A 23497-nucleotide genomic window follows, 5' to 3' on the forward strand; every position below is an offset into this window, starting at 1 on the left:
TGGAGTGGTAGTTCAGTTGGTTAGAATACCGGCCTGTCACGCCGGGGGTCGCGGGTTCGAGTCCCGTCCACTCCGCCAAGCATTGCGAAGAAGCAGCCTTTAGGCTGCTTTTTTGCATTTTGCGTCGCAGATTTCAAGCAATCATTCGCTTATCTCCCAATTTAAGACAAACAGCTACCATTCTATTGCTTATCAGCTTGCAATGCGTCTAGGCTACGGTGATACTTTTGGTTGACTTTCGGTATTCCATATAAAGAGATTCAACTATGCGCAATTTAATCCTGGCGACTGGCTGCTTTGCTAGCACGCTGGCCTTGGCAGGCGACCCCGCCGACAAAGCCATCTGGGAATATACGGTCAAAAACGGCGACAACCTGTGGTCGCTGGCGGCCGAGCATTTGTCGTCTCCTGCTTATGTGCCGAAGCTGCAAACCAGAAATCGCATCGCCAACCCTTATCGGCTGATTCCCGGCAGCATCTTGCGGGTCCCCTACCCCTGGATCAAGCAGACCCAATCCGACGCCACACTGGAAGAAATGTCCGGGGAGTCGGCCGCGGCCGACGCCAAAGGCAAGCCGTTGGAACTGGCGGTGGGCAAAAAATATCCCAAAGGCACTCGTTTCACGACCGGAAACGACGCCATGATCAAACTGCGCTTCGTCGACGGCTCTTCCCTGATCGTCAACGCCAACACGGACCTAAGCCTGCAAACCCAGGTCTACTATCCCAGCACCGGGGCAATCCAGTCTCAGATCAAGCTGAACAACGGCAGCACCGGCAATTCTGTGATTCCCAACATCCTGATGCCCAGCCGCTACGAGATCCGCACCCCGTCGGCGGTGACCACCGTGCGCGGCACCGAATTCCGCGTCAACGCCGCCGGCGGAGAGGAGACCTTGGCGGAAGTGCTCAAAGGCAGCGTGGAAGTCAAAGGCCGCCGCAGCAAGGTGGACGTGCCCGCCGGTTTCGGCACCCTGTCCAACCGCAAAAGCGGCCCCAGCAAACCCGAGGAGCTGCCTTCGCCGCCCGACCTCTCCACCGTGGCGGACAACAGCCAATTCAACCCTCCGCCTTTGGAATGGCAGCGCGACGAACGCGCAGCATCCTATCGCGTCACGCTGAGCGGCAAGAAACGCTTGGCTGAGCGCCAGTTGCAAACCCCGCGCTACTATCCGCGCCTGCCGGGCAACGGCGATTACGTGCTGAAAGTCCGCGCCAAGAACCGCTCTGGACTGGAAGGCTACGACAGCACGCGCAGCTTCAAGCTGCAAGCCTACCCGCTGCCGCCGCTGCTGTTCACGCGCGCGGACGGCACCCAGTTGCGGGGCAAATCCCTGCCCCTGCGGGTGGACGCCAGCCCGGAACGGCCGCTGCGGCTGCAGATTTCGCGTCAACCGGATTTCGCCCAGCCGCTACTGGAACAGACCTTGACCGAGGCCGAGTTTAAAGCCGAGTTGCCTGAATCCGGCATCTGGTACTGGAGGCTTGCGCGGCTGGACGCGCAAGGCCAGCCGGGACCTTTCTCCGCCGCGCAAAAAGTGGAATCCAAAGGGTGGCTTAGCCGCCTGGACAACACCACGCCGGTGCTGGCGGCCCGCCCCTATCCCATCGCGCGCGCGCGCTACACGCTAACGCTGACCGCGGTTCAGGCCGCCAACGCAAACACGTCCCCGTTCTCGCTGAGCAGCGATCGCCCGCAATGGGAGCTGAAAGCGCTGGAAGCCTTGCCTGCCGGGCAATACAAAGCGACAGTCAAGGTAGAAGGAGAACACGGCTACTTGGCGACTGAGGAGCAAGAAATGCTCACTCTCCCCGGAAAACTTCCCTAGAATGACAAAATGCTAACTCACTATCGCGACAAGATTTTGCGCTTGTTGCCGTTTTTGCTGGCCCTGCTGGCGGCCCTGCTGACTCTCTCCGGCCTTTTGCTTCGGCTGGACTTCTGGCTGTACGACGGGCTGATCCGGCTCAAGTCCAACCATAACCAGACCAGCGACATCGTTGTCGTCGCGGTGGACGAGCGCAGCCTGTCTGAACTGGGGCGCTGGCCTTGGCCGCGCGAGTATCACGCCCAGCTAGTGGACAAGCTGGCGCAGGCTAAAGCCGTGGGCCTGGACATCGTCTTGGCCGAGCCCTCGCACAATATGCCGGAGTCGGATCAAGCGCTGGCCGACGCCATTCGCCGCAACGGGAAAGTCATCAGTCCGGTGTTTCCCGAAATGCAGGGCAACCGTCTGACCGAAACCCGTCCCTTGCCCGGCATCGCCGCCGCAAGCGCCGGCCTGGGTCATACAGACTACGAGCTGGACAGCGATGGCGTGATACGCCGCGTCTACCTGAAAGCGGGACTGGGCTCGCCCCATCACCCCAATTTCGCGCAGGCCGTACTGGACCTGGCTAATGGCCGGCGCCAATCCGACCAGCAAAAGCTGGGGATGCCTCACGGCAATCCTGACAGCTGGCTGCGCGAAGACCCGGTAATGGTGCCCTATCTGACAGGCTCCCCGCCATTCCAGCAGGTATCTTATATCGACGCGCTCAATCAACTGCCTCCGTCCTTCTTTGCCGGCAAAATCGTCTTGGTGGGCGCCACCGCCACCGGCCTGGGCGACATCCACGCCACGCCGCTGTCGGCCAACAATCGCGGCATGCCCGGCGTGGAGATCAACGCCTTCCTGCTCTACGGTTTACAACAAGACAACACTCCTGTGCCGCTGCCTCTGGGATGGAAGGCCCTTATCAACGCGCTGGCCATCCTGCTGCTGGACCTGCTGCTCTGCCGCTACAAGCACCGCCAAGGCATTTTGCCGGCTTATCTGCTGGCCTCCTGTGGCGTGCTGGTGCTCAGCGTCTTGCTGCTGACGCTGGCCTCGGTGTTCTGGAGCGGCGTCACCACCGCCATACTGCTGTTTCTGGCCGGCAGCGTCCGCTTCGTATCGCGGCAATCCAAGCTTTTGTTGCAGGCCAACACCGACGGCCTCACCGGACTTTACAACCGCCGGCACTTCGACGAGATCCTGGCGCCGACGCTGGACAAGCACCGCGCAGCCGGGAAAACTCTGGCGCTTTTGATCCTGGACGTGGACAACTTCAAAGGTTACAACGACCACTACGGGCATTACGCCGGCGATCTGATCCTGCAACGGCTGGCGCAGGAGCTGAACGCCTACTTCAGCCCCCGTCGCCACATCGTGGCGCGCTTGGGCGGGGAAGAGTTCGGCGTGCTACTGGAAGAATGCGGCCAGGACCAGGCTGTGGCCGCCGCGGAAGGCTTTCGCGCACGACTGGAAGAGCTGGAGCTGCCTCATTTGAAAAGCCCTCTACGCAAAGTCACCTGCAGCATTGGCGTCGCCGCACGGGTGCCGGAAACGGACGACAATGGCCGCACTTTCTATGAAGACGCCGACAGCGCGCTCTACATCGCCAAGCGCTCCGGCCGCAACGCGGTCAGCCCCGCTCCCGACACCTTGACGCCGCAGCACTAGCGCGGACCTTGCTCCGGACGGCGCGGCCCCTCGCCAAACACAATGCAGCGAAAAGCAGGCCGCTCGTCCGGCACTCCCAAGAAGCCGTTCAGAGCTTAACGAGCACGGGCGCGGCAACGAGCAGCCGCCGCAACCGGCTTTGAACAGGTTTCAAGCGGCGCTCGCATAGCAAGCTTATCTACCACAAAGGGAAAGGCTGCCCGGCCGGTCACCCGCCCCAACCGCACCGCCCAATGAAAAAGGCCGCTCAAGGCGGCCTTGTCAATGCTCGGGTCTAGACGTCACGCCGATTTGCGCGCCAGCAGCCAGCCGGCAAAGCCGATCACGCCGACAAAGAACACGGCTACCCAGAACGGCATTGCCATCCCCAGGAAGGTCCAGTCCACGGCGGCGCACTCGCCGCTGCCCTTCAGCACTTTGGAGATCACCTCCATCAACGGAGAGGATTCCATCAGAAACTCCAGGCCCGGACCGCAGGCCGGCACCTGATCCGCCGGCAGGTGTTGCAGCCACAGTTGGCGCAGCGACACCGACAGGCCGCCCAAAGCCGCTAGAATCGTCAAACCGCCCCAGGCTCTGACGCCGCAACGGCCGGGGTTGACCATGGCCGCCAACAAGGCGACCACGCCGGTGGCGATCACGCCGATGCGCTGGAAAATGCACAACGGGCAAGGCTCCAGACCCAGTTGGTACTGCGCGAATAGTGCAAAGCCCATCGCGCCGGCGCAGGCGGCGGCGATCAGCAGAAAACCTTGTCGGTTGCTCAAGCCCATATCTTCCTCAATGTTTGGCGGTAAAACGTCATGGCGCATGATTGTGCCATACAACATGGAGGATTCAGAACCGCGCCGCGCCTTAAAGTTCCAGGAAGCGGCGGATAGCCTCTTTCTGGTGCAAGGCGTCCTTATAGCCCAAGGCGATCAACTCGCGGGTATAGCCTGGCTCAAACAGTAGATACGTGGCCAAGGCCGTGCCCCGGTGGCGGGTGGCGCCGGTGCCCTTCATCAGGAAGCGCAGCAAGGGCGGAAACAGGCGAGTGTGCTTGTAGGCGATGCCCTCCAGCGATTTGCTGGGGTTGAGCATGAAGATGTCCACCTTGCGCAACTGGGTCTGGCGCGCCAGTTCCTCGTGGCTTTGCAATAGCGACACGGTATGGTTGACCCGGGTCAGCCGCTCCATGTCCACCGACATGCTGTCGATGAACACGCTGTTGAGCAGATGCCCGAATATCTGCGCCGGCGACGGATAAAAACCGCTATGGCGGCGTTCTATGGTGTCCGGCCGCTTACTGGCCAGACCAACCACAAACAGCTTTTCCGCCCCCAGGTGCAATGCCGGCGACAAGGGCGACAACTGACGCACCGCGCCGTCGCAGTAAAACTTCTCCCCTATGCACACCGAGGGAAAAATCAAGGGGATGGCCGAGGTGGCCATCATGTGCTCGATACCGATGCGCTCGCGCATGCCCAGCCGCTGATAGCGCTCCCACTCCTCCAGGCTGTCCGCGCCCTGGAAAAAGGTGACCGACATCCCCGTGGTGTAACACGAGGCCGTCAGCGCCAGCGCCTTGAGCGCGCCGTGGCGAACGGAATGGTCTATGCCCTCGAACACCATGACCTTGGTCAGCAGCTCGCGCAGCGGGGCGTTGTCTAGAAAGCTTTTGGGGTTGCGCCACAGCCGGCCGCCGGACATCACGGACAGGCCAAAGTGCAAAAAGGTCTTCAGGAAATAGCCGGAACTGGCGTCGTAGACATCCTGAATGTGCAGTTGCTTCCACATCTGCGCCAGCGTGGATACCGCCAGGTGGAAGTTGCCGGCGCCGGAGGCCAGCGCCACCGCGTTGATTGCCCCGGCCGACGTGCCGCAGATGATGGGAAAGGGGTTGACGCGCGCATCCGGCAGCAGCCGGGAGATCCCCAGCAACACCCCCACTTGGTAAGCCGCGCGCGCGCCCCCCCCCGACAACACCAGTCCGATATCGGATTGCCTCCCCATCCCGCACCTCGCGTGGCTATGTTGGCGGCGGACCGGTCGCCGGACGCCGCACGGCTTCTTGTACTATTTAGGGTAGTCAAACGCCGCGGCCAGCGCCAACTTCGCGCGGAGGAAAGCCCTTGGACGCGCCCGGAAGCGGCTCAAAGCCTAACGAGCCAGAGCGAGGCCAGACGCAAATCGCCGAGAAAGCGGCATGAACTAGAGGCTCATGGGCGTTTCGAAGGGGCACCCGTCGCGCCACGTCCCACGAAGCGCAGCGGACTTTTACAAGCCATTAATAGCCGGCCGCCGTCTGCATCGCCCACAGATGCGCCCCCACCAGCGCGCGCCACGGCGCGAAGCCTTGCAGCCACTGTTCGGTTTCGCGCGGCGACACCGCCTCGGCCTTCCCCAGCAGACGCTGCAGGCCTCGCCGCACCGCCACGTCCCCGTGCAGAGAGCCGTCCAGCCAGCCATAGCCGCGTAGCAGCGCATAGCTGACCGTCCACGGACCGATGCCGGGCATGGCCAGCAGCCGCGCGGCGATCTCCTCTGGCGCGCCGCCGTCCAGCCAACCCTGCAACGGCAAGCTCCCGTCGGCCGTCTGCCGGCTCAGCTCCAGCAAGGTCCGGGTTTTGGCGCGCGAGAAGCCGGCCAGGCCCAGTTGATCCGGCTCCAGCGCCGCCACCTGATACGGCGACGGATGACATAGCAGACCGCCGCTGTGGCGGTTGCCGACCAACTGCATCAGCCGGCGCCGCAGCGAGATCGCGGCATGCACGCTAATCTGCTGGCCCGTGACCGCCCAGACCAGCGCCTCAAACGGGGTGGCCGTCTGCGGCACGCGCAAACCGGGGCGAGCGGCGAGCAGCGCCGCCAGTTGGGGATGGCCGCGATGCGCGCGTTCGAAATCCGCCACCGGCTGCTCCAGTCCCAACATGCGGCGCGCCATGCCTATCAACACGGCCTCGTCGCCGTCCCGCGGCGGCGCATCCGCATCCAGGCCCACCCGAACCGCATCCGCATCGAAATCCATGCTGAGGCAGGCCGGCGCGCCGCGCCACAACAAACCCTTGCGCAAGCTCTGGGCCGTCACCCGCTCGGAAAGCTCCTGCGCGTCGCGACGATGGAAAGCCATGAAATCCTCCCGGCGGAAATCCGCGGGCAAGGATAGGGATAAAGACAGCGAAGTGGAATCGGCCGGTTCAGCCATGGATCAGCGCGCCTTGCGAAAAGTCAGATTGATGCGGCGGCGCCCCAGCAAAGGGTGCTCGCCCTCCGCCACCGGCAACACCCCGTGGAAACGCATGCGGTCCGGCCCGCCCCACACCAGCACGTCGCCGTGGCGCAGCTCGACGCGGCCGGGACGCTCGGAGCGGCTAAGCCCGCCGAACAGGAAGGTAGCCGGCAAGCCCAGCGACACGGACACGATGGGCGCGCCAAAATCGCGCTCGTCCTTGTCCTGATGCAAGGACATCTTGGCGCCCGGCGCATAGCAATTGATCAAACAGGCATCCGGCGCGAAGCCGGGGAAGCCGGCTTCGGCCGCGGCCTCCTCGGCCAGAACGCGCAACAAGGCCGGCATCGCCGGCCAAGGCTGCCCGCTGCCGGGATCGCGCTCGGCGTAGCGGTAGCCGCGCGCATCGGACACCCAGCCGTAAGCGCCGCAGCTGGTTGTGGCGACCGACATCGCCCGTCCGCCCGGCGTCTGCATGCCGCGCGGAGGCGCTTGCCGCAGCACCGTCTCCACTTCCGCCAGCAAGGCCGCGTCGATCTCGCAGACGCGGCGATGCAATAAGGCCGCGCCAGGCGATAGGCGCTCCAGCCAGCCGCCCTCTTCGGGCGCGAACAAATCCGCCATCGCCTGCCTTAGAGCCTGTCCAAAGTCTCGCGGGCAAGAGCGAGACAAGGCGAAAACCGCTGAGAAAGCGGAATGGTCAAGGGGGACATGAGCGTTTCGAAGCGGTTATTAACGCCGTATCGCCGATGCGCAGCAGACATTGAGCAGGTTCTCAGGCCTCGCCGGCCACCATCATGCTGCGCAACAGCACCGAGCCCATCTGTCGGCCGCCGCGCTCCAGCACGTCGTTGCCCACCGCGTCTATCTGCATGAACATCTCTCGCAGATTTCCCGCAATGGTGATTTCCTCCACCGGATGCATGATCACGCCGCGCTCCACCCAGAAGCCGGCCGCGCCGCGCGAGTAATCGCCGGTTACCGTGTTGACGCCTTGGCCCAGTAGTTCGGTCACCAACAGGCCGGTGCCCATAGTCCGCAGCAACTCCTCCAGGCTTTCGCCGGTGGAATGCACAACCAGATTATGCGCGCCGCCGGCGTTGCCGGTGGTCTGCATGCCCAGCTTGCGCGCCGAATAGCTCCCCAGCATATAACCCTGCAGCACGCCCTTGTCCACCAGCCGGCGCGCCACCGTGGCCACGCCCTCGTTGTCGAAGGCGCCGCTGGCCATGCCGCGCAGCAAGAAGGGGTCTTCGTCTATGGTGACATTGGCCGACATCACCGGCTTGCCCAGCGAGTCCAGCAGGAAGGACGATTTGCGGTACAGACTGCCGCCGCTGATGGCGGCCACCAGATGACTGAGCAACGAGGCGGCTATCGGCGCCTCGAATACCACCGGATACTGCCCGGTCTTCACCTTGCGCGCGCCCAGTCGCCGCGCCGCTCGCTGACCGGCCTTGGCGCCGATGGCTTCCGGCGCGTCCAGATCCTCGCGCCGGCGCGCCGACGAATACCAGTAATCGCGCTGCATCGCGCCGCCGTCCTCGGCCACCACCGCAGCGGAAATGCTGTGGCGGCTGCTGGCGTAGCCGGCGATGAATCCATGGCTGTTGGCGTAAGCGAAGTGGCTGGACTGCGACGAGACGGTGCCGCCCTCGGAGTTGCGGATGCGCGGATCGGCGGCCAGCGCCGCGGCCTCGCAGGACTTGGCCAGTTCGATGGCCTCCTCCACCGGCAGCGACCACGGATGGTACAGGCTGAGGTCCGGAAACTCCGTGGCCATCAACTGGGAATCCGCCAAGCCGGCGCACGGATCCTCGGCGGTGTAGCGCGCGATGTCCAACGCGGCGCGCACGGTGTCGGCCAAGGCCTCTTCGGAAAAATCGGAAGTGCTGGCGTGGCCTTTCTTCTGGCCCAGGTAGACGGTTACGCCCACGCCCTTGTCCTGGTTGTATTCGATGGTTTCCACCTCGGACAGGCGCACGCTCACGGTCTGGCCCAGTCCTTCGGAAACATCGGCTTCGGCGGCGCTGGCGCCTTCGGCCTTTGCCAGTTCGATGACGCGGGAGGCGATGTCCTCCAGCGCGGCCTGGCTGAAACTGAATGTCTTGTCTTCCATCTAGTGTCTTTCGCAATGGTCGAAACGGCCGGAGGCCTTTTCCGGTATCATACCAGCCTTGAGAAAACCGATTGAGAATTGCCAACGATGACCCATTACCAGAACGACAGCCCGGACGACGGCTACGTCAGCAAATCCCAGCGCAAGCGCGACATGGATGCGCTGCAAGACCTGGGCCGCGAACTGGTGGAGCTGTCCAAGGACACGCTGAAGAAAATGCAGCTGCCGGAAGACCTCCTCACCGCTATTCTGGACTATAAACGCTTTACCGCGCACGGCGCGCTGCGCCGCCAACTGCAATACATCGGCAAGCTGATGCGCGACGTGGACCCGGAACCGATCCAGCAATACCTGCAAATTCTCAAAGGCGAATCGTCCGAGCACATCGCCTGGCAGCACCTGCTGGAACGCTGGCGCGAGCGCTTGATGGAAGACGACAAGATGCTGGCCAGCTTTGTCACCGACTTCCCCGCCGCGGATCCGCAGCAGCTGCGCACGCTGATCCGCAACGCGCGCAAGGAAAAACAGGACAACAAACCGCCCAAGTCCTTCCGCCTGCTCTATCAGGCCGTCAAGGACGTGATTCCGGAACCGGGCAAGCCGCGCCTGCATCAGCAGGACCAAGAGGACGACGAGTGATGCTGAAAGTAGGCCTGGTCTCGATCTCCGACCGCGCCAGCAGCGGCGTGTACGAAGACAAGGGCATTCCGGCGCTGCAGGACTGGCTGACCGCCGCGCTGGCCAGCCCCTTCGTCGTCGTCGCCCGCCTGATCCCGGACGAGCAGCCGCAAATCGAAGCCGCGCTCAAGACGCTGGTGGACGAGGAAGGCTGCCAACTGGTGCTGACCACCGGCGGCACCGGCCCGGCCGCCCGCGACGTCACCCCCGAGGCCACGCTGGCGGTGGCGGACCGCGAGATGCCCGGCTTCGGCGAGCAGATGCGTCAGATCAGCCTGCGCTTCGTGCCCACCGCCATCCTCTCCCGCCAGGTGGGCGTGATCCGCAAGCAAGCGCTGATTCTCAACCTGCCCGGCCAGCCCAAGGCGATCAAGGAAACGCTGGAAGGCCTGCGCGGCGCCGACGGCCAAGTGGACACTCCCGGCATCTTCGCCGCCGTCCCCTACTGCATCGACCTGCTGGACGGTCCCTATATCGAAACCCATGAGGCGGTGGTCAAAGCCTTCCGCCCCAAATCGGCTCAGAAAAAGCCGGCCTGAGCCATGGCTTACCAGTCTCCCGCCTGGCTGCGCGGCGGCCATGCCCAAACCATCTGGCCGGCGCTGGCGATCAAGACCCCGCGCCCCGACTACCGCCGCGAGCTGTGGGACACGCCGGATGGCGCCCGTATCGCGCTGGACTTTATCGCCGGGCGGCCCGGCGCGCCGCTGGTCGTGTTGTTTCACGGACTGGAAGGCAGCAGCGACAGCCACTACGCGCGCGCGCTCATGCTGGCGGTTCAGCGGCGCGGCTGGCATGGCGTGGTGCCGCATTTTCGCGGCTGCGGCGGCGTGGACAATCCTCTGCCGCGCGCCTATCACGCCGGCGACAGTGCCGAAGTGCGCTGGATTCTGAGCCGGCTGGCTCAACGCTTCCCGACCTTGGCCGCCGCCGCGGTATCGCTTGGCGGCAGCATGCTGCTCAACTACCTGGCGGATGAAGGCGCGCTGGCGCTGCCGCGCGCGGCGGCGGCAGTGTCCGCGCCGCTGGATCTGGTGGCGGCCAGCACTCAGCTGGACAGGGGCTTGGGCAAACTGCTGTACACCCGCATGTTCATGGGCACGCTCAAGCCCAAAGCGCTGGAATCGCTACAGCGCCACCCCGGCCTGTTCGACGGGGGCAAACTCCGCCGCGCACGCACCTTCATTGAATTCGACGACCTGGTCACCGCGCCGATTCACGGCTTCGGCACCGCCCTCAACTACTGGCGCAGCGCCAGCGCCAAGCCTCGGCTGGGTCAGATCGCCCGCCCCACTCTGGTGTTGAACGCGCGCAACGATCCCTTCCTGCCGGAACAGGCGCTGCCGCGTCAGGCCGACGTGGCCGACAGCGTCACGCTGGAATTCCCTCTCCACGGCGGCCACGTGGGCTTCGCCTCCGGCGCTTTCCCCGGCACGCTGGATTGGCTGCCGTCCCGCTTGCTGGAATTCTTCGAGCCGCATCTGGATTGACTGCGCGGCGCTTTCTGCGCATCTTGACGGCATCCACCCCTTAAGCGAGGGCGCCGCATGAGCCCAGATTCCGTCAAAACTTCCGTTCTGCGCAAAACCTATTTGCGCATTCTCGCTCCGCTGTTCATCGCCTCCGTGCTGGCCTTTCTGGATCGGGTCAACGTCAGCTACGCGGCCCTGACCATGAACGCCGACCTCGGCTTCGACGCCAAGGTATACGGCCTGGCCTCCGGCATTTTCTTCGCCGGCTACGTGCTGTTCGAAGTACCCGGAGCGATTCTGGCTGAGCGCTGGAGCCCTAGCCGCTGGATCGCGCGCATCCTGTTCTCCTGGGGAGCGGTCAGCATATTGCTGAGCCTGGTGCAGAACGAATGGCAGTTCTACCTGCTGCGCTTTATGCTGGGCGTGTGCGAAGCCAGCTTCTACCCGGTGATCTACGCCTCGGTGATCCCGCGCTGGTTCGTCGCGGAAACCCGCGCCCGCGCCATTTCCATCACCTTGAGCTCCCTGCTGGTATCCGCCATCGTCGGCGCGCCGCTTGCCGGCTGGTTGGTGGGTCTTCAGCCCTTCGGCCTGAAAGGTTGGCAAAGCCTGTTCCTGCTGGAGGGCGGCGTCACCATGCTCTACGGCGGCGCTGTCTTGCTGTGGCTGCAGGACGATCCAGCCAAGGCCGCCTGGCTGAATGTGGAGGAAAAGCGCTATTTGATCGACACGCTGCAAGCGGAAAAAGCCGCCACCCGTCAACAACAGCCGGCCACGCTGCGTCAGGCCCTGGCGCAGCCGGCGGTGCTGCGGCTATGTCTGATCTATTTTCTATGGATCACCGGTTTCTGGGGCTTCAGCTTCTGGATGCCCACGGTGATCAAGAACGCCTCCGGTTGGTCGCCGCTGGCCATCGGCCTGGCCTCCGCCGTGCCCATGCTGGCGGCGCTGGCCGCCATGCTGTGGCTGGGTCATTCCTCGTCGCGCCGGGCGGAGAAATGCTGGCACGTGGCGCTGCCGCTCTTGCTCGCCGCAGCCGGTTTCCTGATTGGCGCGCTCAGCGACCATCTCGCCGTGGCGCTGCTCTCCGTCACCGTCGTCGCCATCGGCGTCTACAGTCCGATGGGCGTGTGGTGGTCCATTCCCACTACTTTTCTCACCGGCACGCTGGCCGCGGGCGCCATCGGCCTGATCAATTCGGTGGGCAATATCGGCGGCTTCATCGGCCCCTATGCGCTGGGTTTGATTGAGGCCGCCACCGGCAGCCACACCCTGGCTTACCTCTGGCTCAGCGCTTCATTGCTGCTCAGCGCCCTGCTGGTGCTGGGCTTGAAGCCGCAAGCGCAAACAGCGGACAATGCAAGCCAAGCCGCCGCTTCCGGCGGACGATAGGACGCACCATGTTGACTCGACTCTTCACTCTCGCCTTCTGCTCTCTGCTGCTCACCGGCTGCGCCGGCATAGCCGAGCGTCTGAACGGCTCGCTGGAGCCGCCGGCCGAACGCGGCTACGCCATTCTGTCGCTGACCGGCAAATCCTCCAACCCGGACAGCGCGACGCTGGGCCTGGATGTCGCCAACGCCGCTGGTCGCGTCGTGGCCGTCGACCGCGCCAGCCTGCTGACCGACACCGTATTCGGCGAGCCGGGCAAATCCATGGCGGAGGGCAAATTGATGCTGTTCACGCTGGAGCCGGGCCGGTACCGGGTGGAACAGGTCTGGGCCAACTGGCTGGAGGACGGCGCTTGGGGCATGAGCCGCAAAATGCGCAGCTTCCGCCTGGCCGCTCCGTTTGAAGTGAAGCGCGGCGAGGCGGTCTATTTGGGCAATGTGGACGTGGAAATGAGTTTTTTGCCGGAAGCGCGGCTGCGCGACGAGTCCGAACGCGATCTCGCGCATATCCGTCGCATCTGGAAAATCAAGGATGTATCCGGCATTCAACTGCGACCGCTGGGCGAGGCTCTACCCTGAACCCGCTCACTTCTGCCACAGCTTGGACAGATAAGCCGGCTTCACCACCGCCGCCGACAACGGCGCAGCTTCCAGCACCCGGTAAGCGTTCTGCCGGGTGTCACGGAGCAACGCGTCGGCGTAGGGCGCGCCGTCTAGCTTGCGCAAGGCCGCCACTCGCGGCGCGTTGGCTTTGTCGCTGCGGTGGGTCACCACGCCGATCTCGTTGCTGGCCAGCTTGACGAAACTGCCGGGCGGGTACACGCCCAGCTCCTTGACCAACAAGGCGGCGTGCTGCGGATCGAAATCGCCCAGCTCGCCGCGATACAAGCTGCCGATCACCAAAGCCGGCAGAGCCGGCTGCGGCTGATGTATACAGGAACACAACACGTCCACCATGTGCAGCAAGGCCGCATCCGGATGGATATCCTCGCCGCGCAGCCCCTGCGGGTAGCCGTCGCCGCCGCGCTGTTCCTGATGGGTCTGCACCAGTAGATGCCAATGTTCGTCCACCACGCCGGCTTCGCGCAAAATGGCGGAACCAACAATGGGATGAGCATAGAGTTCGTCGCGCTGGGCGGCATCCGGGGGCGTTTGCTGCCGCGATAGTTGATTCAACAAGCCGGTGATCGCCAAATTCATGCTCAAAGCCGCGCCCACCACCGCGCGCAAACGCGCCTCCGCCATGCCCAGGCGCCGTCCCAGCACCGCCATGATCGCTGCTACGTGCACGCTATGGGCGCTGCCGATGTCGCGGTAGGGCGTCAGCAGCACGCTGGCCAGCACCCCGTCCGGCTGTTTGCAAGCCAACCGGATCAACGCGTCCGCCATGTCCGCCAGCCTACCGGCCAGGCCCGGCACCGCCAGGCCATGCAAAAGCAGGCCCTCGGCGCGACGAGTCAGGAAACCCAGCTCCATGATGGGATTGGGCTGCACTTGCGCCGCGGCTTCCTTCTCGCGCTGCGCCGCGCGCTCCAGCTGCTCGCGCTCCAAGCGCGCCGCCACCTCCTCGCTGTCGCCGTGCGCCAGCGTCACCAGCCGCTCGCGCTGCTCGGGCGTCAGCACGTAATGGCCTTTTTTCAGCAGCAGCAAGCCGTTCTTGGCATACACGTCAACCGGCAGTTGCTGGCCGATGCGCAAGAAGCTGGTGGGCAGCTTCACTTTGGAGGAGTCCGACATAATCTATATACGTTTCGTTAAGTCATGCTTCAATGGCTGTGAATAATGCCGCATTCCCTCGTCCTAAGGAAGCCCCCGCAAACCGGCGCGCGCACCGGCTTGCCAGACGATGTCATCGGCATTAATCTGATTAACCCAATCCAATCACCTCGTTGGAGAATGCCCTTATGACAAGCAATCGATATATCGACGCCTCGCGCCGGGACTTTCTGAACAGCGCGGTGGGCGTGGGCTTCGCGCTGGCAGTGCAGCCCATAGCCGCCAGCGCCATTCTCACCGATGGCGACGGCCTCAACGCCGGGGCGGTGGAAATCCCGACGGGGCCCGCCATCATGCCAGGCTACATGGCAAAGCCCTCCACGGCCGGCGGCCCTCTGCCGGTGGTGCTGGTGGTGCAGGAAATCTTCGGCGTGCACGAACACATCCGCGACTTGTGCCGACGACTGGCCAAATCCGGCTACCTGGCCGTGGCCCCCGAGCTCTATTTCCGACAGGGCGACCCCAGCAAGGTGGCCAGCATCAGCGAGTTGGTCAGCGGCCTGGTCAGCAAGGTGCCGGACAACCAGGTAATGGCGGACCTGGACGCCACCCTGACCTGGGCAAGCGGCCACGGCGGCGACGTCAAACGCGCGGCCATCACCGGCTTTTGCTGGGGCGGACGCCAGGTATGGCTGTACGCCGCGCATAATCCCGCGCTCAAAGCCGGCGCCGCCTGGTACGGACGGCTGCAAGGAGAGGCCGGAACGAATACACCGCGCCAGCCGCTGGACATCGTCGCGCAGTTGCATGCGCCGGTGCTCGGGCTTTACGGCGGGCTGGACAAGGGTATTCCTCTGGAGTCGGTGGACAAGATGAAAGCCGCGCTGCGCGCCGCCGGCAAGCCCTCTGAAATCGTGGTTTACCCTGACGCCGACCACGGTTTCAACGCCGACTACCGTCCAACTTACAACGCGGCCGCCGCCAACGACGGCTGGCGCCGCATGCTGCAATGGTTCAAACAACACGGCGTCTGACACCGGCTAATCTCCCGGCGGCCGTCTGGCGCAAGCCGCCAGACGCACGCGGATCACCTGATTGAAACGCGCCAGCCAAAAGGGATCGAACTGACGCTCCGAGGCGTTGATCTCTGCGATGGCGCGCATCATCGAATGCCGCAAACCGCGATGCGAGTGCTTCAAAGTCACCGCCTCGAAGGCATCAACCAGAGCCAGAATAAGCGCGCCGCTGCAAATCTCATCACCGTGCAGGCCATGCGGATAGCCCCTGCCGTCCGGCATCTCGTGATGCTGGGCCACCATGCGCGCCGCGTCGGCCCAGGCCGGCATCCGTTCCAACAGGCCCGCCGCCCAGCCCGGGTGTTCCGCCATCTGATGGCGCTCGGACTCGCTCATCCGCCCCACTTTCAACCAGAACGACTCAGGCAGCAGCATCATGCCGATATCGTGCATATACACCGCCGCCTCCAGCTGCCTGTCGTCCACCAGCCCCGGCGCTTGGCGACTAGTCTCCAGCGCCAGTTCCAGATTGCGCTCGGTACGGCCTTGGAACTGCGGCAAGCGATGTTCAAACTGCAGGGCCAATATCCGGAAAAACGCCAAATCGCCCTGGCTGAGCTGCGCGGCGGCATCCGTCGGCGCATCCGATTCAATCACATGCAAGGGAATCCCGGTAATCTGCTCCACCAGTTGCTGACAACGCTGCAACAGCTCGCCAACCGGGCATTCCGCCACCTGATTCAGCGCCCGCATCAGCAGGGGCAACTGCAAATCATCCAGCAATTCGTGGTTTTCCAGGGCCTCAAGCGCCAGGCCCAAACGGTCCATCACCAACAGCATCACATCGCCGATCGAATCCTCATAGTTCACCTCGCCGCTGCGCAGCCTCTCCAGCAGGCTTTCCAGCGAATGGACGAAAGGCACCACAAAGCGCACCTGGCACATGCTGGCGTCGCCCTTGATGCTATGCAGCAAGCGAAACAGCTGATCGATCTGCGCGGCGTCGGTATCGCCAAAACCCAGTTGGCAAACCAGATGCTCAACCTGCGGCGCGTAATCGCTCATCACCTCCATGAAATCGTGGAACGCCTCCGGCTCCACAATCTCCAGCTTCAGCTCCTGCTTGCCCATGCCCTCTCCCATTTTCAATGACCCTTCATTCCAGTATATGCAGCATGTGGCAAAGCGTGCGACAGCGCCCTTTCCAAACCATCACACGCCGCGCATAATTTGCGCCCTCGGCGCATCGCCCGCCTATCCGCCTTAATATTCCCATGCAAAACCAACTGCAAACGCTGCAACAGCACATCGCCTTCATTATTGAAGTGGACAAACTCAAAACGGTGCTGCGCAAAACCAAGGCCGCATATGTGGACCGCTACGAGAATTCGGCGGAACACAGCTGGCAGATCGCCCTCTTCGCTCTCAATCTGCGCGACTTCGCCGCAGAGCCGGTGGACATCGACAAAGTCGTGCGCATGTTGTTGATTCACGACTTGGGCGAGATCGACACCGGAGACACCCTCGTCTACGCCGCGGACGGCGCCGCGGAACGCGAAGCGGAAGAACTGGCCGCGATGCGCCGCATCCTGGGCCTATTGCCCCAGCCCATCGCAACGGACTTGCTGGCCTTGTGGCAAGAGTTCGAGGCTCGCAAAACCCCTGAAGCGCGCTTCGCCCGCGCGATAGACCGTTTGATGCCCATCTTGCTCAATCTGCAATCCGGTGGCCAGAGTTGGCGTGAAAACGGGGTCAGCAAGCAACAAGTGCTAAGCATGGCGGTGGGCAAAGTGGAGGACGGCTGTCCGCTGGCGGCGGACTGGTTGCGCGCGGAATTGGACCGCGCGGAGCAAGCCGGTTGCTTCGGAGCCTGACTCCAAACCATTAAAAACCGGCAGAAATACCAGGGTATCCTGAAAAAACAGGATAAAAACCCTTTCGGCCATGCAGAAAACGCTTGCCATGTCCCGGAACTATAGGCACTATTCCTGCCGCAGGATGCTCAAGTTGTGGATGTGTTGTTGTCGTAGTGGCATTAAGTCCGTACCTCAGTCGCCATTTCCCTTGAACTTCGTGCCTTTTATTTCAACTGCTCGTTTTGAGGAATTAACAAAATGGCAACCGGTACCGTTAAGTGGTTCAACGACTCCAAAGGTTTTGGCTTTATCACCCCGGATGAAGGCGGCGACGACGTGTTCGCTCACTTCTCCCAGATCAATGCCAAAGGCTTCCGCACCCTGGCTGAAAACCAGCGCGTTAGCTTTGACGTCGTAGACGGCCCGAAAGGCAAACAAGCCTCCAACATCCAGCCCATCTAATCCACGCGATTAGTCAGCTTGATGAAAACCCGGCCTCGTGCCGGGTTTTTTGCATTCACGCTTCAACGCAAGGAATCCCATGCCCGCCTCCGACGATCACGAACACATCATCGCCGCCACCCGCGACTGGCTGGAAAAAGCGGTGATCGGGCTCAATCTGTGCCCGTTCGCCAAGAGCGTCTACGTGAAAAACCAGGTGCGCTACGTGGTCAGCGACGCAGCCCAGCCGGATCAGTTGGCGCAAGAGCTCGCCTCCGAACTGCGTCTGCTGGCCGACAGCAGCCCGGACGAGATCGACACCACCTTGCTGATCCACCCGCGCGCGCTGCAGCGCTTCCTGGATTTCAACGACTTTCTCGACATCGCCGACGCCATCGTGGAAGACATGGGGCTGGACGGCGAACTGCAAGTGGCCAGTTTCCACCCCAAGTTCCAGTTTGAAGGCACCGGCGTCAACGATATAGAGAATTTCACCAACCGCGCGCCCTATCCGACCTTGCACCTGCTGCGCGAAGCCAGCATCGGCCGGGCGGTGGAAGCCTTCCCGCAAGCGGAAGCCATCTATGAGAAAAATATCGAAACGCTGAAACAGCTGGGGCTGGACGGCTGGAAGGCGCTGTTCGCCGGCAAAACACCGTAAGCGGATACGCGCCGCGCATTGCCAAGCACGGCGCGGGCATGGTACACCAACGGGCATTCCACTTCTGGAGCTCCATTTCCATGTCGCCCAGGCCCTTGCTGCCGCTCGCCGCTTTACTTCTGAGCGCCTGCGCTTACACTCCAGTGCAAAAACCCGTCGCCGGCGACGACTTCCGCGGCAACGAGCTGGGACAGAGCAGCGCCAACCGCACGGCCAATCTGGCCATGCGCGACAATCTGGCCAGCTTGCAAACCCTGCTGGAAAAGCTGTATAAGCGCAACCCCAAGGAATGGCGAAAGACCGGCGCGGCGGACTACCCGGCCGCAATGCGACAAGTCATGGGCGCAATCCGCAATAACGCCCCGCTGCCGGCCTTGGCCGGGCAGCGCTCCATCGCGGCGATGAGCGCGGCTTTCGACCCGGGTTTTGGCGGCGACCGCGCAGGCGCGCTGATCTACGGCATGGGCTCGATGCTGGTGGACGCCTACGGCGGCCGCACCGAGCTGTTTCTGGTGCACGGACTGGACGCGCAGCAACTGGCCAACGCCTCGCACAATCTGGAAGTGGCGGCCTGGATGCTGAACAACCGCCAGATCAGCGGCGCGCCGGCCTTGCTGTCCAACGAGATCGGCAACGTGCGCAATCTGTCCTTCGAGCGGGAATTCGGCAAGATGATGGCCAGGCTGGACCTGCTGGCGGAATTGTCGGACGAGAAACTGCGCCGCAGCGCCATCGACTTCGGCCAATCCCTGATTGCCGGCCCTTTCCTCCAGTTCCTGCCGGTGAGTGCCGCCGCCCAGGCCGCGGCCCCCTGAAAACCTGTTAAATGTCTGCTGCGCGTCAGCGAGAGGCATGGAGAGGGCTGACTTAGCCTTGATTCGGGCGCTTACCCACCTTGTCGCGGTAAAAGGCGCGAATGCGAGGCATATCGGCGTCGATATCGCCGCTGGGCGTGAAGATGGGACCGAAACCGGCCTCCTTGCGGCTGTAGTCCAGATACGCCAAAGCCACCGGCACCTCCGCGCCGCAGGCAATGTGATAAAAGCCCGTCTTCCATTCGGACACCGCCTTGCGCGTGCCCTCCGGCGGAATCGCCACCACTAGCCGGTCCGAACGCCGGTACACCTCCACCATTTGTTGCACCAGCGAATTATTCTGATGCCGCTTGACCGGAATACCGCCCAACCAACGCATCACCGGTCCGATCGGCCCGGCAAACAGTGTGTGCTTGCCCATCCAGTAAATCTTGGCCCGCGCGGCGAAACACACCGCCAGCGTCAACGGAAAATCCCAGTTGCTGGTATGCGGCGCGCCGATCAGCACGTATTTATCCAGCTTGGGAAACTCCCCTCGCAGCTTCCAGCCGCTCAGTTTGAGCATGACGATGGACAAGCAGCGGAACAAAGGCCGGATCACGGGCGTGTCGAAAATGGTGAAATGCATGACTGTCCTGAGCAAGGGCCTTGCCGCAGAACGGAGAACAACAACCAAGGAGGCGCTGCCCAGCGTCGGAGCAAGCGCCAACCACGTGGAAAAACGCCGGAATGTACCTGATAAAACCATCCCGGTAAATCCGGATTGCGAAATACAATCAGCTCACGCAAGTCCATGAATTCAAAAAGCAAGCGCCGCGTCGTCTCACTCCGTCAAGGGCACGATGCGATATACGCAGCGCCGCCCGCCCTCGGCCAGCGCGTGCTCCAGCCGCCGCACCTCCGCCCTCTGCCCCAACACCCGCGCAAACAACGCCAGCTCGGATCGGCACAAGCCCTGGCATTGACGCGCCGCCGCGCAGATCGGGCAATGATTTTCCAGCAACAGCCAACCGTCCCCGTCTTGACGCGCCTCCGCCATATAACCTTCCTGGCTGCGTATTCGCGCCAGCGCGGCCACCCGGTCCGCCAGCGCGCTGGCGCCGGACATAGCCTGCCTGTATTCCTCCTCCGACTGTGCTTCTCGCCGTTGAATCAAAGTCTCCAGGCCAGCCTCGCCAAACAGCTCTCGCACTTGCGCCAACAACTGCAGCGTCAAATCCGCGTGCCGATCCGGAAAACGGCCATGGCCGCGTTCGGTCAAACTCCAGAGCTGAGCCGGCCGGCCAACGCCCTGGGCCAAGGTTTCCATCCTTGCCAGCCCTTTTTCCTCCAGAACCAGCAAATGCTTGCGCGCGCCCATGCTGGTCAGACCCAACTCCGCCGCCAGCGCCTGCGCCGTCAAGGGCCCCCGCGTTTTCAGCAGATACAGCAACCGATCCGCGCTATTCATCGTCGCCGCCATCAGACGTCCTCCGCTTCGCGGATCACCCCTTGCAGCCAGACGGCGGCCAGGCCGCACGTCAAAGCGCCCAGGACCAGCACCAGCCGGGTGTCCAGAATGGTCAACACGCTGCCCAGCAAAGCCACCAACACATTGGCCACGCAGAAGATCGTGGTCAACAAACCCATCACGCTGCCCTGCCCCAGGCTGGCGAAACGCTCCGAACACCAACTGGGCAGAATGGCGTTGTAAATCGCCAGCGGCACGCCCAACAACACGATCAAGCCTATGCCCGGCCAGGGCAGATCCGCCAGCAGGCTCAGCCCCAGCAGGCCCAGAGCCACCCAGGCCGCATTGATGCGCGCCAGTTCCAGCGGCGCCCGCTTATGCCCAAGCTTGCCCAGCAAAACGCTGGCCGATGTCATCAACACGCACATCAACGCCGTCACCACCGCGATGCCGCGGCTGTCCAGCCGCGCGTACTCCACCAGCCACAAAGGGTAGAACTCGTAAAAAGCGTTGACCCCGATAGCGAACGCCAGTTGCATCCAGAACAACCGGGCCAACAAGGGGTCCGCCGACAACAGCCGGAAGGAGTGCTGGCCGCGCATCACCTGCAGCAAGGTCTGATCCTGATGCATGCGCTCGCCGGTTTCCGGCAGGAAGACCAGCAGCACCGCCAAGCACAGCAAGATGGCGCCGGCGGCCAGCAGGAAAGGCACTGCCTCTCCCAATGGCAAGGTCAACCCGCCGATCAGCGGCCCCACCAGCCAGCCGGTATACAGCACCGCATTGAGAATGGCGAAGGAGCGCGTGCGATCCAGCTGCGGATGCAGATCCGCGACGATGGCGCGCGCCACCGCCACATTGCCCTCGGTCAGGCCGGTGACAAAACGCGCCAGCACGAACAGCAGATACCAGCGGCTCCATAAAGCGTACGCCGTCAACAGATAGCCGGCGAAGGTAAGCAACAAGGTGCCTGTCAACACCCGCCGCCGCCCCAGCCGGTCCGACAACGCTCCAATCAAGGTGCTGCCCAACAAAATGCCCAGCGGGTTGGCGGCCAAGGCCAGGCCCAGCAACAGCTTGGGCGGCAGCCCCAGGAAGTGGTTGAACGCATCCGGCGCGGAGTTCACGAAGATGGGCGCCAGGATGGGATAAGGCATGGCTACCCCGGCCGTGCTCATCAGCGCCACCAGACAGACGGTTAGCAGAATTAATTTTGGATGGGAAACATTCATGACGCATACCAACGGAACAATGGCCCATACTAATCCTGCCCCCATAATAAGTAAACAAATTAGTTTACTTAATGGCGCGCCGCGTACTGGAAATCATCAATTCAGCATATAGAATGCTGTACGTATGGTTACGAAAAGGCGTGTAAAAATAGGAACCAGATAGCATTCAAAGCGTCTCAGACTACACAAGACCTACTTCATGTTTTTGGAGACTTCGATGACCTCGATTACCAGCAAACCCGCCGTTAAAGTCATTGCCGCCAGCCTGCTCGCCGTGAGCCTGCTGTCCGGTTGCGCCAACATGTCCAAGCGCCAGCAAAACACCGCCATCGGCGCGGCCGCCGGCGCCGTGCTCGGCTCCGTGCTCACCGGCGGCGACGCCATCGGCACTGTCGGCGGCGCGGCGGTGGGCGGCGTGGTCGGCAATCAGACCGGTAAACGCTAAACCCGCGACCCCATTCCAAGAGCCAGCCCCGCGCTGGCTCTTTTGTTTTGCCCGCCGCGCCCATATCATCAAGACAACAGCACCACGGGCTATGCCATGACCTCCTCCGCACGCATGAATTGGGAACGACTCCTCTCCACCAAACGCTTCAAGGTCATTCAGGGCCACGTCAAGGAAACCCGCACCCCGGCCACCGAAGAAGGCAGCCCGGGCTTGCGCACGGACTTCCACATCGACCACGACCGCGTGGTGTTTTCCAGCGCCTTCCGCCGGCTGGGACGCAAGACCCAAGTGCACCCGCTAGCGCGCCACGACCACACTCACAACCGGCTCACCCACAGCGTGGAGGTGGCCAGCGTCGGCCGCAGCCTGGGCAACCGCGTCGGCATGATGATGCAGCACGCTCATCTGCTGCCGGACAACTACACTCCACACGACATCGGCGCCGTGGTGCAAGTGGCCTGCTTGGCCCACGACATCGGCAACCCGCCCTTCGGCCACACCGGTGAATACGCGCTGCGCAACTGGTTTCGCGCCGAACGCAACGCGCACTGGCTGCACGGCCTGGCGCCCGAGGAAATCCGCGATGTGCAGACCTACGAAGGCAACGCCCATGGCCTGCGTATGCTGGCCACGCTGGAAATGTACACCGGCGAAGGCGGCATGCGCCTCACCGCCGCCGCCTTGGGCGCCTTGATCAAATACCCGTGGACCTCGGACGCCGAAGCCGCCCAGGCCCGCGACAAATTCAACATCTACCGCACCGAGCTGCCCTATTTCCAGCGCGTGGCCGCGGAGCTGGGCCTGCTGCCCAAGGGCATCCAGCAATGGAGCCGCCACCCGCTGTCCTACCTGATGGAAGCCGCCGACGACATCTGCTACGCGATTCTGGACCTGGAAGACGCGGTGGAGATCGGCATCCTTGACTTCAAGGAGTTCGAAACCCTGTTCTCCGGCTTTACCGAATACGAACGCATCTGGGACATGCAAGACGTGCGGCAGAAATGCGGCACCTTGCGCGGCATCGCCATCGGCCGCTGCGTCAGCGAAGTGGCGGAGAAATTCATGCTGCACCACGACGGCCTGCTACGCGGCGAATTCCCGGCCAAGGACCTGATCAATCTGTGCGGCGCCCAGGTACAGGACGCTTTGATCCACGCCAAGGAACTGGCCAGCACCCGCGTCTACCGCCACCGAACCAAGCTGGTGACCGAACTGGCCTCCTACCCGTGCATGGCGGGCATTCTGGACGCGCTGATCCCCGCCGCTCACGCCTACGTCAACAAGGGCGCCGAGTGCCTGAGCCCGCGAGAACACCTGGCCATGGGCCTGCTGGAACAGCATATCCGCAGTGACGACAGCCTGTATCAGGCCTATATGAAAGTATTGGATTTCGTCGGCGGCATGACCGACAACTACGCCGCCAACCTGGCGCGCGACATCTCCGGCGTGGGCATTTTGTAAGGCCGCCTCGCCGCATTTTCGGCAGTTAAAAATCAGAAAGACAGG

The 23497-nt window shown here is 63.1% G+C and carries 24 protein-coding genes and 1 tRNA gene; 15 read left to right on the forward strand and 10 right to left on the reverse strand.

All coding sequences use genetic code 11. The features are described 5' to 3' along the window. Position 1: 1 nt before the first annotated feature. The 3 genes from BR71_RS11425 to BR71_RS11435 all read left to right on the forward strand — a co-directional run bounded on the left by BR71_RS11425 (position 2) and on the right by BR71_RS11435 (position 3485). A tRNA-Asp gene (locus BR71_RS11425) sits at positions 2-78 on the forward strand. Between the two features lie 188 nt (positions 79-266). Beyond that, complete coding sequence (locus tag BR71_RS11430; RefSeq protein WP_043637215.1) at positions 267-1829, forward strand: FecR domain-containing protein; 1563 nt, start codon at positions 267-269, stop codon at positions 1827-1829. 9 nt (positions 1830-1838) lie between these two features. Further along, a complete protein-coding gene (locus tag BR71_RS11435) occupies positions 1839-3485 on the forward strand; it encodes a CHASE2 domain-containing protein (protein WP_043637218.1) in 1647 nt (548 codons plus the stop codon). 281 nt (positions 3486-3766) lie between these two features. Here the strand turns inward: BR71_RS11435 and BR71_RS11440 are convergent, their stop codons facing one another. From BR71_RS11440 to pmbA, 5 genes are all read right to left on the reverse strand, one after another. Beyond that, a complete protein-coding gene (locus BR71_RS11440) occupies positions 3767-4258 on the reverse strand; it encodes a disulfide bond formation protein B (RefSeq protein ID WP_043637222.1) in 492 nt (163 codons plus the stop codon). A gap of 82 nt (positions 4259-4340) precedes the next feature. Continuing rightward, on the reverse strand, positions 4341-5480 hold the full coding sequence (locus BR71_RS11445) for a patatin-like phospholipase family protein (RefSeq protein WP_039755076.1): 1140 nt from the start codon (positions 5478-5480) through the stop codon (positions 4341-4343). A gap of 274 nt (positions 5481-5754) precedes the next feature. After that, a complete protein-coding gene (locus tag BR71_RS11450) occupies positions 5755-6672 on the reverse strand; it encodes a DNA-3-methyladenine glycosylase family protein (RefSeq protein WP_043637226.1) in 918 nt (305 codons plus the stop codon). A gap of 3 nt (positions 6673-6675) precedes the next feature. Beyond that, positions 6676-7320, reverse strand: coding sequence for a DNA oxidative demethylase AlkB (alkB, locus tag BR71_RS11455; RefSeq protein WP_043637235.1), 645 nt, complete (start codon positions 7318-7320; stop codon positions 6676-6678). A 151-nt stretch (positions 7321-7471) separates the two neighbouring features. Further along, a complete protein-coding gene (pmbA, locus tag BR71_RS11460; protein ID WP_043637238.1) occupies positions 7472-8815 on the reverse strand; it encodes a metalloprotease PmbA in 1344 nt (447 codons plus the stop codon). Between the two features lie 87 nt (positions 8816-8902). Here pmbA and yjgA point away from each other — a divergent pair, with 87 nt between their 5' ends. The 5 genes from yjgA to BR71_RS11485 are packed head-to-tail and all read left to right on the forward strand — an operon-like array spanning position 8903 to position 12935. Beyond that, the gene (yjgA, locus tag BR71_RS11465; protein ID WP_019101673.1) at positions 8903-9454 is read left to right on the forward strand and encodes a ribosome biogenesis factor YjgA; all 552 of its coding nucleotides are present in this window, start codon (positions 8903-8905) and stop codon (positions 9452-9454) included. Further along, a complete protein-coding gene (gene mog, locus BR71_RS11470; protein ID WP_043637242.1) occupies positions 9454-10032 on the forward strand; it encodes a molybdopterin adenylyltransferase in 579 nt (192 codons plus the stop codon). The genes yjgA and mog overlap by 1 nt, the downstream gene beginning before the upstream one ends. 3 nt (positions 10033-10035) lie before the next feature. Then, positions 10036-10983, forward strand: coding sequence for a YheT family hydrolase (locus tag BR71_RS11475; RefSeq protein WP_043637247.1), 948 nt, complete (start codon positions 10036-10038; stop codon positions 10981-10983). Positions 10984-11040: 57 nt separating this feature from the next. Continuing rightward, a complete protein-coding gene (locus tag BR71_RS11480) occupies positions 11041-12357 on the forward strand; it encodes an MFS transporter (protein ID WP_043637250.1) in 1317 nt (438 codons plus the stop codon). An 8-nt stretch (positions 12358-12365) separates the two neighbouring features. Continuing rightward, positions 12366-12935, forward strand: coding sequence for a hypothetical protein (locus BR71_RS11485; RefSeq protein ID WP_052370514.1), 570 nt, complete (start codon positions 12366-12368; stop codon positions 12933-12935). Positions 12936-12941: 6 nt separating this feature from the next. Here BR71_RS11485 and BR71_RS11490 read toward each other — a convergent pair whose 3' ends face one another. Continuing rightward, a complete protein-coding gene (locus BR71_RS11490) occupies positions 12942-14093 on the reverse strand; it encodes an HD-GYP domain-containing protein (RefSeq protein ID WP_043637254.1) in 1152 nt (383 codons plus the stop codon). Between the two features lie 167 nt (positions 14094-14260). Between BR71_RS11490 and BR71_RS11495 the strand changes: the two genes are divergently transcribed. Next, positions 14261-15106, forward strand: coding sequence for a dienelactone hydrolase family protein (locus tag BR71_RS11495; protein WP_043637257.1), 846 nt, complete (start codon positions 14261-14263; stop codon positions 15104-15106). 6 nt (positions 15107-15112) lie between these two features. Here BR71_RS11495 and BR71_RS11500 read toward each other — a convergent pair whose 3' ends face one another. Beyond that, positions 15113-16219, reverse strand: coding sequence for an HD-GYP domain-containing protein (locus BR71_RS11500; protein ID WP_043637259.1), 1107 nt, complete (start codon positions 16217-16219; stop codon positions 15113-15115). 143 nt (positions 16220-16362) lie between these two features. Here BR71_RS11500 and BR71_RS11505 point away from each other — a divergent pair, with 143 nt between their 5' ends. From BR71_RS11505 to BR71_RS11520, 4 genes are all read left to right on the forward strand, one after another. Continuing rightward, positions 16363-16962, forward strand: coding sequence for an HD domain-containing protein (locus BR71_RS11505; RefSeq protein WP_043637262.1), 600 nt, complete (start codon positions 16363-16365; stop codon positions 16960-16962). A 240-nt stretch (positions 16963-17202) separates the two neighbouring features. Then, a complete protein-coding gene (locus tag BR71_RS11510) occupies positions 17203-17406 on the forward strand; it encodes a cold-shock protein (protein ID WP_019101682.1) in 204 nt (67 codons plus the stop codon). A gap of 79 nt (positions 17407-17485) precedes the next feature. After that, complete coding sequence (locus BR71_RS11515; RefSeq protein ID WP_019101683.1) at positions 17486-18046, forward strand: DUF1415 domain-containing protein; 561 nt, start codon at positions 17486-17488, stop codon at positions 18044-18046. A gap of 80 nt (positions 18047-18126) precedes the next feature. Next, entirely contained in the window at positions 18127-18861 is a 735-nt protein-coding gene (locus BR71_RS11520; RefSeq protein WP_043637265.1) for a hypothetical protein, read from the forward strand. 52 nt (positions 18862-18913) lie between these two features. Here the strand turns inward: BR71_RS11520 and BR71_RS11525 are convergent, their stop codons facing one another. The 3 genes from BR71_RS11525 to BR71_RS11535 all read right to left on the reverse strand — a co-directional run bounded on the left by BR71_RS11525 (position 18914) and on the right by BR71_RS11535 (position 21588). Next, positions 18914-19489 carry a lysophospholipid acyltransferase family protein gene (locus BR71_RS11525; protein ID WP_019101685.1) on the reverse strand — a complete coding sequence of 192 codons (576 nt, stop codon included), beginning with the start codon at positions 19487-19489 and terminating at the stop codon, positions 18914-18916. Positions 19490-19684: 195 nt separating this feature from the next. Then, positions 19685-20311, reverse strand: coding sequence for a helix-turn-helix transcriptional regulator (locus BR71_RS11530; RefSeq protein WP_043637451.1), 627 nt, complete (start codon positions 20309-20311; stop codon positions 19685-19687). A gap of 11 nt (positions 20312-20322) precedes the next feature. Then, positions 20323-21588 (reverse strand): MFS transporter, encoded by a 1266-nt coding sequence (locus tag BR71_RS11535; RefSeq protein WP_081555670.1) that lies wholly within the window; start codon positions 21586-21588, stop codon positions 20323-20325. A 172-nt stretch (positions 21589-21760) separates the two neighbouring features. On the opposite strand from BR71_RS11535, the gene BR71_RS11540 reads away from it, so the two are divergent. Both BR71_RS11540 and BR71_RS11545 read left to right on the forward strand, forming a co-directional pair. Beyond that, the gene (locus BR71_RS11540; RefSeq protein ID WP_019101688.1) at positions 21761-21988 is read left to right on the forward strand and encodes a glycine zipper 2TM domain-containing protein; all 228 of its coding nucleotides are present in this window, start codon (positions 21761-21763) and stop codon (positions 21986-21988) included. Positions 21989-22084: 96 nt separating this feature from the next. Further along, positions 22085-23452: a deoxyguanosinetriphosphate triphosphohydrolase gene (locus BR71_RS11545; RefSeq protein ID WP_244269618.1), complete on the forward strand. Its 1368-nt coding sequence runs from the start codon at positions 22085-22087 to the stop codon at positions 23450-23452. Positions 23453-23497: the final 45 nt, after the last annotated feature.

This window comes from Chromobacterium haemolyticum DSM 19808 (assembly GCF_000711885.1).
Lineage (GTDB): Bacteria > Pseudomonadota > Gammaproteobacteria > Burkholderiales > Chromobacteriaceae > Chromobacterium > Chromobacterium haemolyticum.